This window comes from Georgenia halophila (assembly GCF_039541595.1).
Window position 1 is genome coordinate 546,422 of sequence record NZ_BAABGN010000002.1, and the last position, 13,820, is coordinate 560,241.

General features: G+C 70.6%; 11 protein-coding genes. 2 read left to right on the top strand and 9 right to left on the bottom strand.

Annotated elements, in window-relative coordinates; translation table 11 throughout:
* Positions 1-98: 98 nt before the first annotated feature.
* The 5 genes from chvE to ABD907_RS04030 form a co-directional block, all read right to left on the bottom strand.
* Positions 99-1,262, bottom strand: a complete 1,164-nt coding sequence (chvE, locus tag ABD907_RS04010; protein ID WP_345215182.1) for a multiple monosaccharide ABC transporter substrate-binding protein — start codon at positions 1,260-1,262, stop codon at positions 99-101.
* Between the two features lie 120 nt (positions 1,263-1,382).
* Positions 1,383-2,900: an L-arabinose isomerase gene (araA, locus tag ABD907_RS04015; protein WP_345215183.1), complete on the bottom strand. Its 1,518-nt coding sequence runs from the start codon at positions 2,898-2,900 to the stop codon at positions 1,383-1,385.
* Positions 2,897-3,673, bottom strand: a complete 777-nt coding sequence (locus ABD907_RS04020) for an L-ribulose-5-phosphate 4-epimerase (protein ID WP_345215184.1) — start codon at positions 3,671-3,673, stop codon at positions 2,897-2,899. The genes araA and ABD907_RS04020 overlap by 4 nt, the downstream gene beginning before the upstream one ends.
* Positions 3,674-3,696: 23 nt before the next feature.
* Entirely contained in the window at positions 3,697-5,310 is a 1,614-nt protein-coding gene (locus ABD907_RS04025; protein WP_345215185.1) for a xylulokinase, read from the bottom strand.
* A 114-nt stretch (positions 5,311-5,424) separates the two neighbouring features.
* A complete protein-coding gene (locus ABD907_RS04030) occupies positions 5,425-6,459 on the bottom strand; it encodes a LacI family DNA-binding transcriptional regulator (RefSeq protein ID WP_345215186.1) in 1,035 nt (344 codons plus the stop codon).
* 158 nt (positions 6,460-6,617) lie between these two features.
* Here ABD907_RS04030 and radA point away from each other — a divergent pair, with 158 nt between their 5' ends.
* Together radA and disA are read left to right on the top strand one after the other, a co-directional pair.
* The gene (gene radA / locus ABD907_RS04035; protein WP_345215187.1) at positions 6,618-8,051 is read left to right on the top strand and encodes a DNA repair protein RadA; all 1,434 of its coding nucleotides are present in this window, start codon (positions 6,618-6,620) and stop codon (positions 8,049-8,051) included.
* Between the two features lie 75 nt (positions 8,052-8,126).
* Entirely contained in the window at positions 8,127-9,206 is a 1,080-nt protein-coding gene (gene disA / locus ABD907_RS04040; RefSeq protein ID WP_345215188.1) for a DNA integrity scanning diadenylate cyclase DisA, read from the top strand.
* Between the two features lie 21 nt (positions 9,207-9,227).
* Here disA and ABD907_RS04045 read toward each other — a convergent pair whose 3' ends face one another.
* From ABD907_RS04045 to ABD907_RS04060, 4 genes are read right to left on the bottom strand one after another with little or no spacing between them, the layout of a single operon-like run.
* Positions 9,228-10,046, bottom strand: coding sequence for a DeoR/GlpR family DNA-binding transcription regulator (locus ABD907_RS04045; protein ID WP_345215189.1), 819 nt, complete (start codon positions 10,044-10,046; stop codon positions 9,228-9,230).
* 15 nt (positions 10,047-10,061) lie between these two features.
* Entirely contained in the window at positions 10,062-11,078 is a 1,017-nt protein-coding gene (locus tag ABD907_RS04050; protein WP_345215190.1) for an ABC transporter permease, read from the bottom strand.
* Positions 11,075-12,601 (bottom strand): sugar ABC transporter ATP-binding protein, encoded by a 1,527-nt coding sequence (locus ABD907_RS04055; RefSeq protein ID WP_345215191.1) that lies wholly within the window; start codon positions 12,599-12,601, stop codon positions 11,075-11,077. The genes ABD907_RS04050 and ABD907_RS04055 overlap by 4 nt, the downstream gene beginning before the upstream one ends.
* Positions 12,598-13,578: an ABC transporter substrate-binding protein gene (locus tag ABD907_RS04060; protein ID WP_345215192.1), complete on the bottom strand. Its 981-nt coding sequence runs from the start codon at positions 13,576-13,578 to the stop codon at positions 12,598-12,600. The genes ABD907_RS04055 and ABD907_RS04060 overlap by 4 nt, the downstream gene beginning before the upstream one ends.
* Positions 13,579-13,820 lie beyond the last annotated feature (242 nt).

Consider the following 13,820-nt stretch of genomic DNA (forward strand, 5'->3'; position numbering starts at 1 on the left):
GCCCGGCCCGGGCCGTGGCGGCCGGGGCCGGGCGTTCGAGGTGCGGCGAGTGGACAGGTCGGGCGCGACCTCGCTGCGGCGCCCGACCTACCGGGACGTCACAGCTGCCCGGACTCCACCTGCTCCTGGGTGTAGTAGCCGGTGTCGATGAGGACTTCTTGGATGTTGTCCTGGTAGACCGTCTCGATCGGCAGGAGGTACGACGGCACGACCTTCACGCCGTTGTCGTACGTCTCGGTGTCGTTCGCCTCGGGCTCGTTGCCCTCGAGGTACGCCGACGCCGCGTTGACGGCCTGCTCGGCGAGGAGGCGGGTGTCCTTGAAGATCGTCGAGAACTGCACACCCTCGTCGATGAGCTTGACGGAGTCGATCTCGGCGTCCTGGCCGGTGATGATGGGTAGGCCGTCCTCGATGGACTGACCTCGGCCGGCGTTGCGCAGAGCGTTGATGATGCCTCGGGACAGCGGGTCGGCGGGGGCGAGGACGCCGTCGAGCTGCTCGCCGCCGCTGTAGGTGGAGGTCAGCAGGTTCTCCATCCGCGTCTGCGCGGCCTCCTGCTCCCAGCGCTGCGTCGCGGCCTGCTCGATGCTCGTCTGGCCGGACGGCACGTTCAGCGTGCCGTCGTCGAGGTACGGCTGGAGCGTGTCGATGGCGCCGTCCCAGAAGAAGTGCGAGTTGTTGTCGTCGAGCGAGCCGGCGAAGAGCTCGACGTTGAACGGTCCCTCGGGCGCGTCGTCGGCCGGGTTGCCCTCCCGGTCGACCAGGCCGAGGCCGTGCAGCAGTGACGTCGCCTGGGCCACCCCCACCTGGTAGTTGTCGAAGGTGACGTAGAAATCGACATTCTCGCTGTCCCGCAGCAGGCGGTCGTAGGAGATCACCGGGATGTCGTTGGCCGCGGCGGCGTCCAGCTGCGCGGTGAGCGCGGTCCCGTCGATGGCGGCGATGACGAGCGCGTCCACACCTTGGGTGATCATCTGGTCGATCTGCTGGGTCTGGACCGGGATGTCGTCGTTGGCGTACTTGAGGCTGACCTCGTAACCGGCCTCCTTCAGGCCGTCCCGGACGTTCTGCCCGTCCCTGACCCAGCGCTCGTAGGTCTGCGTCGGCATGGCGACGCCGACGGTGGGAGTTTCCTCCTCACCGCCGCCCCCGCCGCCGTCACCACCGCCGTCACCGCTGCCGGCGCCGCCACCGGCGCAGGCGCCGAGCGTCAGAGCCATCGCCAGACCGGCGCCGAGCGCCGCGATTCTGCTGTTCCGCATGGTCATTCCTCCTAGATGTCGCCGGGTCGGCTGCCGCGCCTACGGTGGCTCGGCGACGTGCCGGCGGGTCGGATTGCCTCCCGCCAGGGTGGGGCGGGTGACCGGTTTGCGCCCGGGGCGCTAGAACCCCTGGGCCAGTCGGTGGTATGCGGCGTTCCACCGCAGCTCCTGCGCGAAGGAGCGGGTGGTGGTGCCGGCGTCGATCGTGGCGAGCTCGATCCCCGCGATCTCGGCGAGATCCTCGAAGGCGTCGAGCCCGAGCGCGGTGGTGAGCACGGTGTGGTGGGCCGCGCCGGCGGTCAGCCAGCACTCGGCGGACGTGGCCAGGTCGGGCTGCGGCTGCCACACGGCCCTGGCGACCGGGAGGTTGGGCAGCTCGGCGTCGGGCGGGACGACGTCGACGACGTTGGCGGTCAGCCGGAACCGCTCGCGCATGTCCGACATGGCCACGACGAGGCCGTCGCCGGGGTCGGTGTCGAAAACCAGCCGGACGGGGTCCTCCCGGTTGCCGATCCCGAGCGGGTGCACCTCGAGCCTCGGCCTCGAGCTCGTCAGCGACGGGCAGATCTCGAGCATGTGGGCACCGAGGATCTTCTCCTTCCCCGGCGTGAGCTCGTAGGTGTAGTCCTCCATCAGCGAGGCGCCCCCGGGAAGGCCGTGCCCCATGACCTTGGCGGCGCGCACCAGGACGGCGGTCTTCCAGTCACCCTCGGCGCCGAACCCGTACCCGTCCGCCATCAGCCGCTGGACCGCCAGGCCGGGCAGCTGGCGCAACCCGCCGAGGTCCTCGAAATTGGTCGTGAAGGCACTGAACCCGCCGTCGTCCAGGAAGGAGCGCATGCCGGCTTCCAGGCGTGCGCCGTACGCCAGGGACTCGCGCCGCTCGCCGCCGGCCCGCAGCTCGGGGGCCACGTCGTAGGTCTCGTCGTACTCGGCGAGCAGGGCCTCGACGGTGGCCACGGGCACGGCGTCGACGCGCTCCACGAGGTCGTTGACGCCCCAGGTGTTCACGCTGACGCCGAGCCGGATCTCGGCCTCTGTCTTGTCACCCTCGGTGACGGCGACGTTGCGCATGTTGTCGCCGAAGCGGGCCAGTCGGAGGTTGTGCAGCTCGTCCCAGCCGGCCGCCGCGCGGGCCCACGTGCCGACCTTGGCGCGCACGCGAGGGTCGGTGGCGTGGCCGACGACGGTCTTGCGGCGGTTGCCCATGCGCGTAGCCATGTAGGCGAACTCGCGGTCGCCGTGCGCCGCCTGGTTGAGGTTCATGAAGTCCATGTCGATCTCTGCCCACGGCAGCTCGACGTTGGCCTGGGTGTGCAGATGCAGCATGGGCTTCGTCAGGGCCTCGAGCCCGAGGATCCACATCTTCGCCGGGGAGAAGGTGTGCATCCAGACGATGACGCCGAGGCAGCTGTCGTCCGCGTTGGCGTCGAGCGCGGCACGGCGGATCGCGTCACGGTCCTTCAGGATCGGCTTCCACACCACCCGGACCGGCACGTCGGTGCTGTCGTCGCCGTCGTTCAGTGCCGCGGCGACCTGCTGCGACTGGTCCGCCACCTGGCGGAGCACGTCCTCGCCGTAGAGGTCCTGCGAACCGGTGAGAAACCAGATCTCCTTGCCCTGGAAAGGCGATGTCATGTGCGCTCCTCGGTCGATGCTGGCTTCTGTGCCGGCTTGTCAGCGTCCGCCGTCTCCGGGCCGTGCTGACCGTAGACGTTCTGGTACCGCTCGTACAGGGAGTCGATGTGCTCCTGGTCGATGCGGGCCGGATCACCGAGCTGGCGCGCGACATGCACGGTGCGGGCGACCTCCTCGCACATCACTGCGGCCTTGACTGCGGCGCGGGCGTCCTTGCCGACCGTGAACGGCCCGTGCTGCGCCATGAGCACCGCCTTCGAGCGTGTGGTCGAGAGGGTCTCGACGATGCCGCGGCCGATCGAGTCGTCGCCGATGAGCGCGAACGGGCCGACCGGGATGTCGCCGCCGAACTCGTCGGCCATCATCGTCAGCACGCACGGGATCGGTTCGGAGCGGGCGGCCCAGGCCGTGGCGTAGGTCGAGTGGGTGTGCACGACGCCGCCGATCTCGGGCATGTGCCGATACACGTAGGCATGCGCCGCGGTGTCCGAGGACGGCTGCAGGTGGGCGGGAGTTCCGTCGTCGACCTTGGCGCCGTCAAGGTCACAGACGACCATGCTGGCGGCATCGAGATCGTCGTAAGAGACGCCGGAGGGTTTGATGACGAACAGGCCGGGTCCGTCGGTGCCGGCGACCCGCTCGGAGACGTTGCCGGCCGTCCAGACCACGAGCTCGTTGCGGGGCAGCTCGGCGTGCAGGGCGGCGACCTTCTCCTTGGCGGCGTCGACGGCGGCGCGCAGCGCGTCGGGCAACCTGTGCGGATTCGTCGGCATCGGCGTTGTCCCGTTCCTCTCGCTCACCGGACGGCCTCGGTGGCCACCCGCTGGATCTGCAGCCCGGCGGAGTATCGCTTCAGCCAGGCGCCATAGCCTTCGACGTCGTCGGGGTCGGGCTCGACGACGTCCGTCTCGGCGTCGGCGAACACCCGGTCCGCAAGGTACTCCGCAAGGGGTCCCCTGGCACCGTCTCGCACGTACGCCGCCAGCACGGCGATGCCCCAGGCGCCGCCCTCTGCCGCAGTGTGCCCCACGGCCACGGGTGCGCCGATGGCCGCGGCCAGCAGCCGCTGCGCCACGCCGGCGGTCCTGAACAGGCCACCGTGAGCGAACATCGCGTCCAGGCCCACGCCCTCGCCCTCGAGGACGCGCATGCCGAGCGAGAGGGTGCCGAAGACGCCATAGACCTGTGTCCGTGCGAAATTGGCCAGCGTCAGGCGGCTCCCCGGGGTTCGGATCACCATCGGCCGGCCCTCCGCCAGACCGGTGATGGGCTCGCCGGACAAGTAGTTGTACGCGAGCAGGCCCCCGCCGTCGGCCTCGCCGTCCAGCGCGGCGCCGAGCAGGGCACCGTAGACGTCCCCGGGCTCGGCGGGGTGCCCCAGCGCGGCGGCGAACTCGCGGAACATGTCCGCCCAGGCGCCGAGCTCGCTGGCGCCGTTGTTACAGTGCACCATGGCGACGAGGTCACCGGCCGGCGTGGTGACCAGGTCGAGCTCGGGGTGGACCTCCTTCAGCGGCCTCTCCAGCACGACCATGGCGAAGATCGAGGTTCCGGCGCTCACGTTGCCCGTGCGCGGCGCGACCGCGCCGGTGGCGACCATGCCGGTGCCCGCGTCGCCCTCGGGCGGGCAGACCGGTGCGCCGGCCCGCAGGGTGCCGGTCGGGTCGAGCAGTGCGGCCCCCTCGGAGGTCAGTGTGCCGGCTTCCTCACCCGCCGTGAGCACGCGGGGCAGCAGTGCGTGCAAAGGCCGAGCAGGCGCGTTCTCGTGGCCGGTGACCAGCTCGTCGAAGGCGGTCAGCATCCGGCGGTCGTAGTCTCCCGACGCGGGGTCCAGCGGAAACATGCCCGAGGCGTCGCCTACCCCGAGCGCCTTCTGCCCGGTCAGGCGCCAGTGCACGTAGCCGGCGAGCGTGGTGAGGAAGTCGACCTGCGGGACATGCTCCTCGCCGTCGAGCACCGCTTGGTACAGGTGGGCCACGGACCAGCGCAGGGGGACGTTGTGACCGAACAGCGCAGTCAGCTCCGTGGCGGCGCTCTCGGTGGTGGTGTTGCGCCAGGTGCGGAAGGGCACCAACAGCTCGCCGTCGGCGCCGAAGGCCAGGTAGCCGTGCATCATCGCCGACACGCCCATCGCGCCGACGGTGGCGGGGCGTACGCCGTGGCGACGTTCGGCGTCGTCCAGCAGGTTGGCGACGGCCGCTTGGAGGCCGGACCAGACATCCTCCAGCGAGTAGGTCCACATCCGGTCGACGAACTGGTTCTCCCAGTCACTGCTGCCGCTGGCCAAGACCTCGTGGTCCGGACCGATCAGGCAGGCCTTGATGTTGGTGGACCCGAGCTCGACCCCCAGAGCCGTGGCGCCGGACCTGATCCGTTCTGACGAATCGTTCGTCTCGTGCTGCGGCGACATGTCATTGGCTCCTTCGCCTACTCGGTACGTCGGGTGATGTTAACGATCGGCTGCAGGACGACGCCCCGCGGTCGAGGGGCGCATGGGATGTTAACGATCACACCGGGAGACGTGTCAAACCCTCGGCGGCGGCCCCGAGGACTCTCGGACCACCAACTCCGGTGCGATCGTCTCGGCGTCGGACGGCTCCCCGCCGACGGCCTGCAAGAACGCATGGATCGCGGCACGCCCGACGTCGGAGAACGGCTGGCGCACCGTGGTCAGCGGCGGGCTGAAGTAACCGGTACCCTCGGCGTCGTCGAACCCGACGACGGAGACGTCGTCGGGGACGCGCAGACCGGCCTCGTGGAAGGCCCGGATCATCCCCAGAGCCATGAGGTCGTTGGCCGCGAACACCGCCGTCGGGACCCTTCGCTGGTCGATGAGGCGACACGCGACCCGATGGCCGTCCGCTGCGTCCCAGCCGCCCGTGACCGGCGCCGGAACCTCGACGCCCGCCGACTCGAGCGCACACCGCCAGCCGGCGATCCGGCTGCGGGCGTCGAACCAGTCGTCGGGGCCGGAGACGTGTAGCACCTGCCGGTGCCCGAGCTCGAGAAGGTGCCGGGTGGCCAGCGCGGCGCCGAGCTCCTGGTCGATCCCGACCACCCGCAAACCCGACGTGGGCCGCAGCCCGGCTGCGACGAGCACGACGGGCAGCTGACCGACGAGCTGGTTCGCCGCGGCGGCCACCGCCGTGACGGGGGCGATGACGATGATCCCGTCGACGCGGTGCTCGAGGAAGAACTCCAGCACGGTCTCGACGGTGGAGTCCTTCGCGTCCCGCACGACCGTCATCGTGGTGGCGTAGCCCGACTGCCGGGCGGCCTCCTCGATCGCCATGGTCATGTGGGCCGGCCCGAAGCGGGCCTCTCCGGAGTTGACGACGCCGATCAGGCCGGTCTGCCGGGTGCGCAGCGCGCGGGCCGCCGTGTTGCGGCGGTAGCCGAGCGCCCGGATGGCCTCCTCGACGCGCCGCCGAGTCTCCGGACGCACGACGTCCGGGTTGTTGAGCACCCGCGAGACCGTCTGGTGGGACACACCCGCCAGCCCCGCGACGTCCGCCATCGACGGCGCCGGAGGGCCGGACCGCGACCTCGACGTCCGCATCGATCCCACCTTTCCGAACGCGCGAAAGTCTAGACACGACGTGACACCGAGGCCCGTACCGTCCATCCCGGGAAGACGTCACGCACCCATGCCGGGCGTTGGCCGGCGTGCCGTCCACACGGGCCGGGATGTCGGCGTCGCGCCGTACCGTGTGCTGCATGAGCCCGACGGCCCCGCGGTCCCGCACCTCGACCACCTCCCGAGCCCGCCCGGGCTTCCGGTGCGCCGAGTGCGGATGGACCACGGCGAAGTGGGTGGGACGGTGCGGCGAGTGCCAGGCCTGGGGCACGGTCGAGGAGGCATCCGCCGCGGTCGCCGCACCGGCAGCCAGGGCCACCGTGCCCGACCGCCCGGCCCGCCGCGTCTCCGAGATCAGCGAGGCGGAGGTCGGCGGGCGCCTGCGCACCGGCATGCCGGAGCTCGACCGAGTACTCGGCGGCGGGCTCGTCACCGGCCAGGTGCTGCTCCTGTCCGGCGAGCCCGGAGCGGGCAAGTCGACGCTGCTGCTGATCGCCGCCGATGCCGTCGCCGCGTCTACGGGCCGCCCGGTGCTGTACGTCTCCGGGGAGGAGTCCGTCCACCAGATCGCGACCAGGGCTCGCCGCATCGGCGCCACCAGCGAGCACCTCTACCTCGCGGACAGCGGTGACCTTGGCCAGGCGATAGGGCACCTGGACGCCCTCGGCACCGACGTAGCGCTGGTCATCGTGGACTCGGTGCAGACCGTCTCCTCCGCCGAGGTCGAGGGCCGCGCGGGTGGCGTCGCGCAGGTCATGGCCGTCGCCACGACCCTGACCCGGCTCGCCAAGACCCGCGGGATCCCGCTCTGCCTCGTGGGACAGGTGACGAAAGAGTCCACGGTCGCCGGCCCACGGGCCCTCGAGCACGTCGTCGACACGACGCTGTCCATGGAGGGTGACCGGCAGACCACCCTGCGGTTGCTCCGCGCCGTCAAGAACCGCTTCGGGCCGGCCGACGAGGTCGCCTGCTTCGAGCAGACGGACACCGGCATGGTCGAGGTCGCCGATCCGAGCGAGCTGTTCCGCGGCGTCCGTGAGCTGCCGGTCGCCGGCACCTGCATCGCGGTCACCGTCGAGGGGCGCCGCCCCCTGCTCGCCGAGGTCCAGGCGCTGGTGTCGAAGAGCGGGGCGCCGAACCCGCGTCGCGGAGTCACCGGGCTGGACAGCTCGCGTGTGTCGATGCTCATCGCGGTCACGGAGCGGATCGCGGGGGTGCAGCTCTACGACAAGGACGTGTTCGCGGCGACGGTCGGTGGCATGCGGTCCAACGACCCGGGAAGCGACCTGGGCGTGTGCCTCGCGATCGCCTCCGCAGCGGCCGACCGACCGCTCCCGCTCGACGTCGCCGCCATCGGCGAGGTGTCGCTGTCCGGCGACATCCGCCGGGTGACCATGCTCAGTCAGCGCATCGCCGAGGCCGCGCGGCTCGGTCACCGGCGCATCCTCGTGCCGGCCGGGACCCGGGAGACCGTCCCGCTCGAGAAGATCCGGGCCACCGTGATCGAGGTCGGCACCATCCAGCAGGCGCTCAGCGCGCTGAGCAACATGGACACGGGAGAAGCTCGTCGCTGATCATCCCCGCTCCGCCAGACCTAGAATGACCGGAGCGGCCGTCCGGGCCGCCCGCGACGCCAACAGTGAGGTCACGTGCCCGAGGTCCCGAACGACCCCAAGCTGCGAACGATGCTCGAGGCCGTCGCGCCGGGGACCGAGCTCCGCGACGGCCTCGAGCGGATCTTGCGAGGCCGGACGGGTGCGATCGTCGTGCTGGGCTACGACGACGCCATCGAGGAGATGTGCTCCGGCGGCTTCCACCTCGACGTGGACTTCTCGGCGACGCGGCTGCGCGAGCTGGCCAAGATGGACGGGGCCGTCGTCGTCGACCGGCTGAACCGGCGCATCCGCCGGGCCAACGTCCAGCTCCTTCCGGACTCGAGCATCGAGACCTCGGAGTCGGGGATGCGCCACCGCACGGCCGAGCGCGTCGCCAAGCAGTCCGGTCACCCAGTCATCTCGGTCAGCCAGTCGATGCACACGGTGGCCCTGTATCTGGACGATCACCGGCACGTCCTCGAGGACTCCGACGTCATCCTCTCCCGCGCCAACCAGGCGCTGGCCACGCTCGAGCGGTACAAGGCTCGGCTGGACGAGGTCTCCGGCACGCTCGCCGCACTCGAGATCGAGGACCTCGCGACCGTGCGCGACGTCGTCACCGTCATCCAGCGCATGGAGATGGTGGCCCGGATCTCGGCCGAGGTGGACGGTTACGTCATCGAGCTCGGCACGGACGGACGGCTGCTCTCGCTCCAGCACGACGAGCTCGTCACGGGGCTGGACCAGGACCGCACCCTGATCATCCGCGACTATCTGTGGTCGGAGCGCTCCGACAGCCCGGCCGACGTGCTGGACGCGTTGTCGCGGCTCAGCTCCGCCGAGCTGATCGACATCCCGACCATCGCGCGGATCCTCGGTGTCGGCGGTCCCGAGGGCGACGCGGTCGACTCCTCCCTCACACCTCGCGGCTACCGCGTGCTGGCGCGGATCCCCCGGCTGCCGCTGCACGTCGCCGAGGCGATCGTGGCCACCTGCGGCACGCTGCAGGTACTGCTGTCCGCCACGGCCGAGGACCTGCAGGCGGTGGAGTGGGTCGGCCCGAACCGGGCACGGGCGATCCGTGAGGGTCTCTCCCGGCTTGCCGAGTCCTCCATCCTCGAACGCTTCAGCTGAGCCGGTCCTGAGCTGCCGGCCTCACACCTGCCTGACGGCGCCGCCGGCACGGGTGACGTCGTCGACGAGCTCGCTCTCCAGGGCGCCGCTGGTCAGGATCAGGTCCACCTCGCCCACCTGGCAGACCCGCACCGTGCCGTGCTCGACGAACTTCGAGGCGTCGGTCACCGCGACGCGGTACTTCGCCGATGCCAGCAGCCGCCGCTTGAGCTCGGCGTCGATCGGTGTCGCCGCCGAGATGCCGTCGACGTCGGATACGCCGTTGCAGCCGATGAACGCGACAGAGCCGATGACGCGCTCGAGGATGAGCTCGGAGTACGGCCCGCCGAGGGTGTGCGCCTTGGGGTACACGGTCCCGCCGGTGACGACGACCGTGATGCGCGACGCCGCCGCCTCGAGCGCCATCGCCGTGCTCAGGGCGGGGGTGTAGACCGTCACTCCCTCCAGCTGCGGGCTCGCCACCAGCGCTTTGGCCACGGCCAGGCAGGTGGTCCCGCCGTCCAGGACGACGGCGCTGCCCGGCTCCACGAGCCCGGCCGCCGCCGTCCCCACCGCGGCCTTCTCCTGGGCGTACGTGCCGAGCCGGACCTCGAAAGGCGGCTCCCGGTTCTCCTGCCGGGTGATGATCGCGCCGCCCCGGACCCGGCGCACGAGTCCAGCGCCGGCCAGGTGCATGACGTCCGCCCGGGCCGTGACGATCGAGACCCCGAGCCCCGCAGCGAGGTCGCTGACGCTGACGAACTCGCGGGCACGCACCATGTCGAGCGCGAGCTGGCGGCGGCTGACGGTCCCCAGCCGCGTCCGTGCCGGTCGGCGCCTGTCACTGCCGCTGCCTGGCAATTGGGTGCCTGCCGGCTACGTCGTGTAGCGGTTCTTGAGGCTGTCGATGGCGACGGCGAGCACGATGACGCAGCCCTGGACGATGAGCTGAGTGAAGAACGGGGTATTCAGCAGGATCATCCCGTTCGACAGGACACCCATGATCAGAGCGCCGACGAGCGTGCCGAAGATCCGCCCGCGCCCCCCGGCGAGCGACGTGCCGCCGAGCACGACGGCGGCGATCGCCTCGAGCTCATATCCCTGCCCGGCGTTGGGCTGGCCGGACTCGACCCTGGCGGAGAACATCACCCCCGCGAGCCCGGCGGTCAGCCCGGAGATCACGTAGACCGACGTCAGCACGCGGCGGACCTTGATGCCCGCCATGAGTGCGGCCTCCGGGTTGCCGCCGACGGCGTAGACGTGCCGCCCCCAGGTGGTGCGCTCCAGCAGGAACCACAGCACCGCGTAGGTGGCGAGCATCAGCCAGATCGGCACCGGGATGGCGATGAAGTTCCCGCCGCCGAGCATGTCGAAGCCGAGCTCGCCCTCGGCGATGAGCGGCCGGCCGCCGGTGAGCGCGTAGGCGGTGCCGCGCCACGCCGTGAGGCCGGCGAGCGTGACGATGAACGCCGCCAGCGACAGGTACGCCACCAGCGTGCCCTGAATCAGTCCGATCAGGGCACCGAGCAGGATCGGGATCAGCACGCACAGGACGATCGGCACGCCGGCGTTCCACAGCAGGATCGAGGTGACGCCGCTGACGGCGAGGACCGAGCCGACCGAGAGGTCGATGCCCGCCGTCAGGATCACGACCGTCACGCCCGCCGCCAGGATCGCGGTGATCGACGTCGCCCGCATGATGTTGAAGGCGTTGGAGAGGCTGACGAAGTTCGGTGCGATCAGGGCCATGAGCACGATCAGCAGGATGAGGACGAGGGCGATCCCCCAGGTCCCCCACAGGTCGAGCGCCCTGCGCACCGCGCGGTTCTGTCGCGACGTCGGCGGGACCGTGCCGGTGCCGGCCTGCCCGTCCGGTTCGTGCTGCTCGGTCATGAGGCCTCCTTCATGCCGGTGGCGTAGGACATCACGTCCTCCTCGGTTGCCCGGGCGCCGTCGAGCTCCTTGACCACCTGCCCGTCGCGGACCACGAGGAGGCGGTCACTGATCCCGAGGGCCTCCGGCAGGTCGGAGGACACGATGAGAACGGCCGTGCCGCGCTCCGCCTGCTCGTTGATGATGCGGTAGATCTCGTGCTTGGCCCCGACGTCGACGCCCCGGGTGGGCTCGTCGAGGATGAGGAGTCGTGGGTCGTTGGCCAGCCACCGGGCGAGCACGACCTTCTGCTGGTTGCCTCCGGAGAGCGTGCGCACCTCCTGGCGCGGGGAGCGCACCCGTATCGAGAGGTCGTCGATGAACTTCCGTGCGGCTGCGTCGACCCGGCCGAGGTTGAGCACTCCCCATCGCGAGTGCTGACGCAGTGAGGCGACCGTGATGTTGTCGCGGACGTCCATCCACGCGAAGAGCGCCTGCTCCTTGCGGCTCTCCGGCACCATGCCGATCCGGCTGGCGATGGCGTCGCTCGGGCCGGCGAGGCGGACCGGTTCGCCGTCGATCGTGATGCTGCCGGACACGAGTGGGTCTGCGCCGTAGATAGCGCGGGCGATCTCGGTTCGCCCGGCGCCGATGAGGCCGACGAGGCTGACCACCTCGCCGGCGCGGACGTCGAACGAGACGGGGCCGACGCCGTTCTGCCGGCCGACGACGTCCCGGACCTGGAGGACCGCGTCACCCGGGCGCCGGTGCTCGCGCACGTAGAGGGCGTCGACCTGGCGGCCGATCATATGGTTGACGACCTCGCCCTGACTGATCTCGCCGCGCGCCGTCGTGCTGACGTGCACGCCGTCGCGCAGCACGGTGATCCGGTCGGCGAGCCGCGACACCTCGTCGAGGCGGTGCGAGATGTAGAACAGGCCCATCCCGTCCGCCCGCATCCGCTCGAGGACCTCGAACAGGCGCTGGGCCTCCGTGTCGGACAGTGACGCCGTCGGCTCGTCCAGGATGAGCACCCGTGCGCGCTGGTCGATGGCGCGGGCGATCTCCACCATCTGCTGGCGGCCGACCGACAGGCGTCGCATGCGGGTGTCCGGGTCGATGCCGCCACCGATCGGCTCCAGCTTGCGCGCGGCCTCCGACCGCAGCCGGCGCCGGTCGAGGACGAACCCCGCGCGGGCCGGCTCGGCGCCGAGCGCCAGATTCTCGGCCACGCTCATCTCCGGGACCGTGCTGAGCTCCTGGTGGATCATCGCCACGCCGGCGGCGATGGCCTGTCCGGGCGAGGCGAACGACACCTGCTGGCCGTCGACCTCGATGACGCCGGCGTCCCGCTGGTGCACGCCACCGAGGATCTTCATCAACGTCGACTTGCCCGCGCCGTTCTCACCCATGAGGGCGTGGATCTCGCCCCGGCGGAGGTCGACGTCGACGTCGGACAGCACGCGGGTGCCCGTGAAGATCTTGGTGACCCCACGCATCCGCACGAGCGGCGGGTCGCCGCCCGCGTCCATCCGGGTCGTCACCAGCCCTCGTACTCGTCGAGGTTCTCGCGGGTGAGCATCTCGGTCGGCACGAGGACCATCTCCTCCTCGAGCTCCTCGCCGTTGAACAGGTCACGCGCCATCTGCAGGCCGATGGATCCCTGCGTGTTGGGGTCCTGCTTGGCCGAGCCCATGAACATCGTGTCCTGCTCCAGGGCGTCCACCGCCTCCGGCGAGGCGTCCACCCCGACGATGACGAGATCGTCGTAACCGGCCTGCTGGGCCGCCAGCATGGCGCCGAGCGCCGTCGGGTCGTTGATGCCGAAGATGCCGACGACGTCGGGATGCGCGGTCAGCAGGTCCGCTGTGATGCTCAGCGCCTCTGAACGGCCGTTGTCGCCGTTCTGGTGCCCGACCACCTCCACGTCCGGGTTCTCGTCCAGGACGCCCTGGCAGCCCTCGACCCGGTCCTGGACCGAGCTGATGGGTGTGCCGTCGATGAGCAGGATGTTGCCCGACCCGCCGACCTGCTCGACGAGGTACTCGCACGCCACCTCGCCGGCCTGGACATTGTCCAGGGTCACCGTGGCCATCGCATTCTCTGCCGTGACGTCGACCGCGACGACGACGATGCCGGCCTCGACCGCCCGTTCGACCGCCGGGCCGATGCCCTCGGAGTCGACGGCGTTGATGAGGATCGCGTCGACGCCCTGCTGGATGAACGTGTCGATCTGCTCGTTCTGCGCGTTCAGGTCCTGCCGACCGTCCTGGGTGTTGACCTCCACGCCCATGTTCTCCGCCTCGGCGACGATGCCCTCCTCCATCGCCTGGAAGAAAGGGTTGGACATGTCCTGCGCCATGAACCCGATCTGGTCGAACTCGCCGTCGCCCATGGCGCCGCCGCCGTCCTCTCCACCGCCTCCGCTGCCCGGATCACCTTCGCTGCACGCCGCGAGCGCGGTGAAGAGCGTCAGGCCCGCCGTAAGGCCGAGCACCTGCCTGGATCTGCTGTGTCGCATCGTCGCCTCGACTTCCCCGGCCGTCTCCGTCGGCGGCCGTCGTGCCGCAAGTTATGACCCCGTCGCGCGACTGTCAACAGGCACAGCACGCTTTCCGTTCCGAAAGTAGGCGGCGGCCCGCATATCGGCGGGCATTCCGCAGGAATTGCCTGCCACAGTCCGACCACTGCCGGTGCATCGGTGAGCGGCTCATGCGTCCGTACCGGCGTGTGTCCGCAAGCCCGTTCCTCATTGGGCAGGCG

Coding starts and splice junctions, on each gene's coding strand:
- chvE (WP_345215182.1), bottom strand. CDS start 1,262: ATGCGGAACAGCAGAATCGCGGCGCTCGGCGCCGGTCTGGCGATGGCT.
- araA (WP_345215183.1), bottom strand. CDS start 2,900: ATGACATCGCCTTTCCAGGGCAAGGAGATCTGGTTTCTCACCGGTTCG.
- ABD907_RS04020 (WP_345215184.1), bottom strand. CDS start 3,673: ATGCCGACGAATCCGCACAGGTTGCCCGACGCGCTGCGCGCCGCCGTC.
- ABD907_RS04025 (WP_345215185.1), bottom strand. CDS start 5,310: ATGTCGCCGCAGCACGAGACGAACGATTCGTCAGAACGGATCAGGTCC.
- ABD907_RS04030 (WP_345215186.1), bottom strand. CDS start 6,459: ATGCGGACGTCGAGGTCGCGGTCCGGCCCTCCGGCGCCGTCGATGGCG.
- radA (WP_345215187.1), top strand. CDS start 6,618: ATGAGCCCGACGGCCCCGCGGTCCCGCACCTCGACCACCTCCCGAGCC.
- ABD907_RS04050 (WP_345215190.1), bottom strand. CDS start 11,078: ATGACCGAGCAGCACGAACCGGACGGGCAGGCCGGCACCGGCACGGTC.
- ABD907_RS04060 (WP_345215192.1), bottom strand. CDS start 13,578: ATGCGACACAGCAGATCCAGGCAGGTGCTCGGCCTTACGGCGGGCCTG.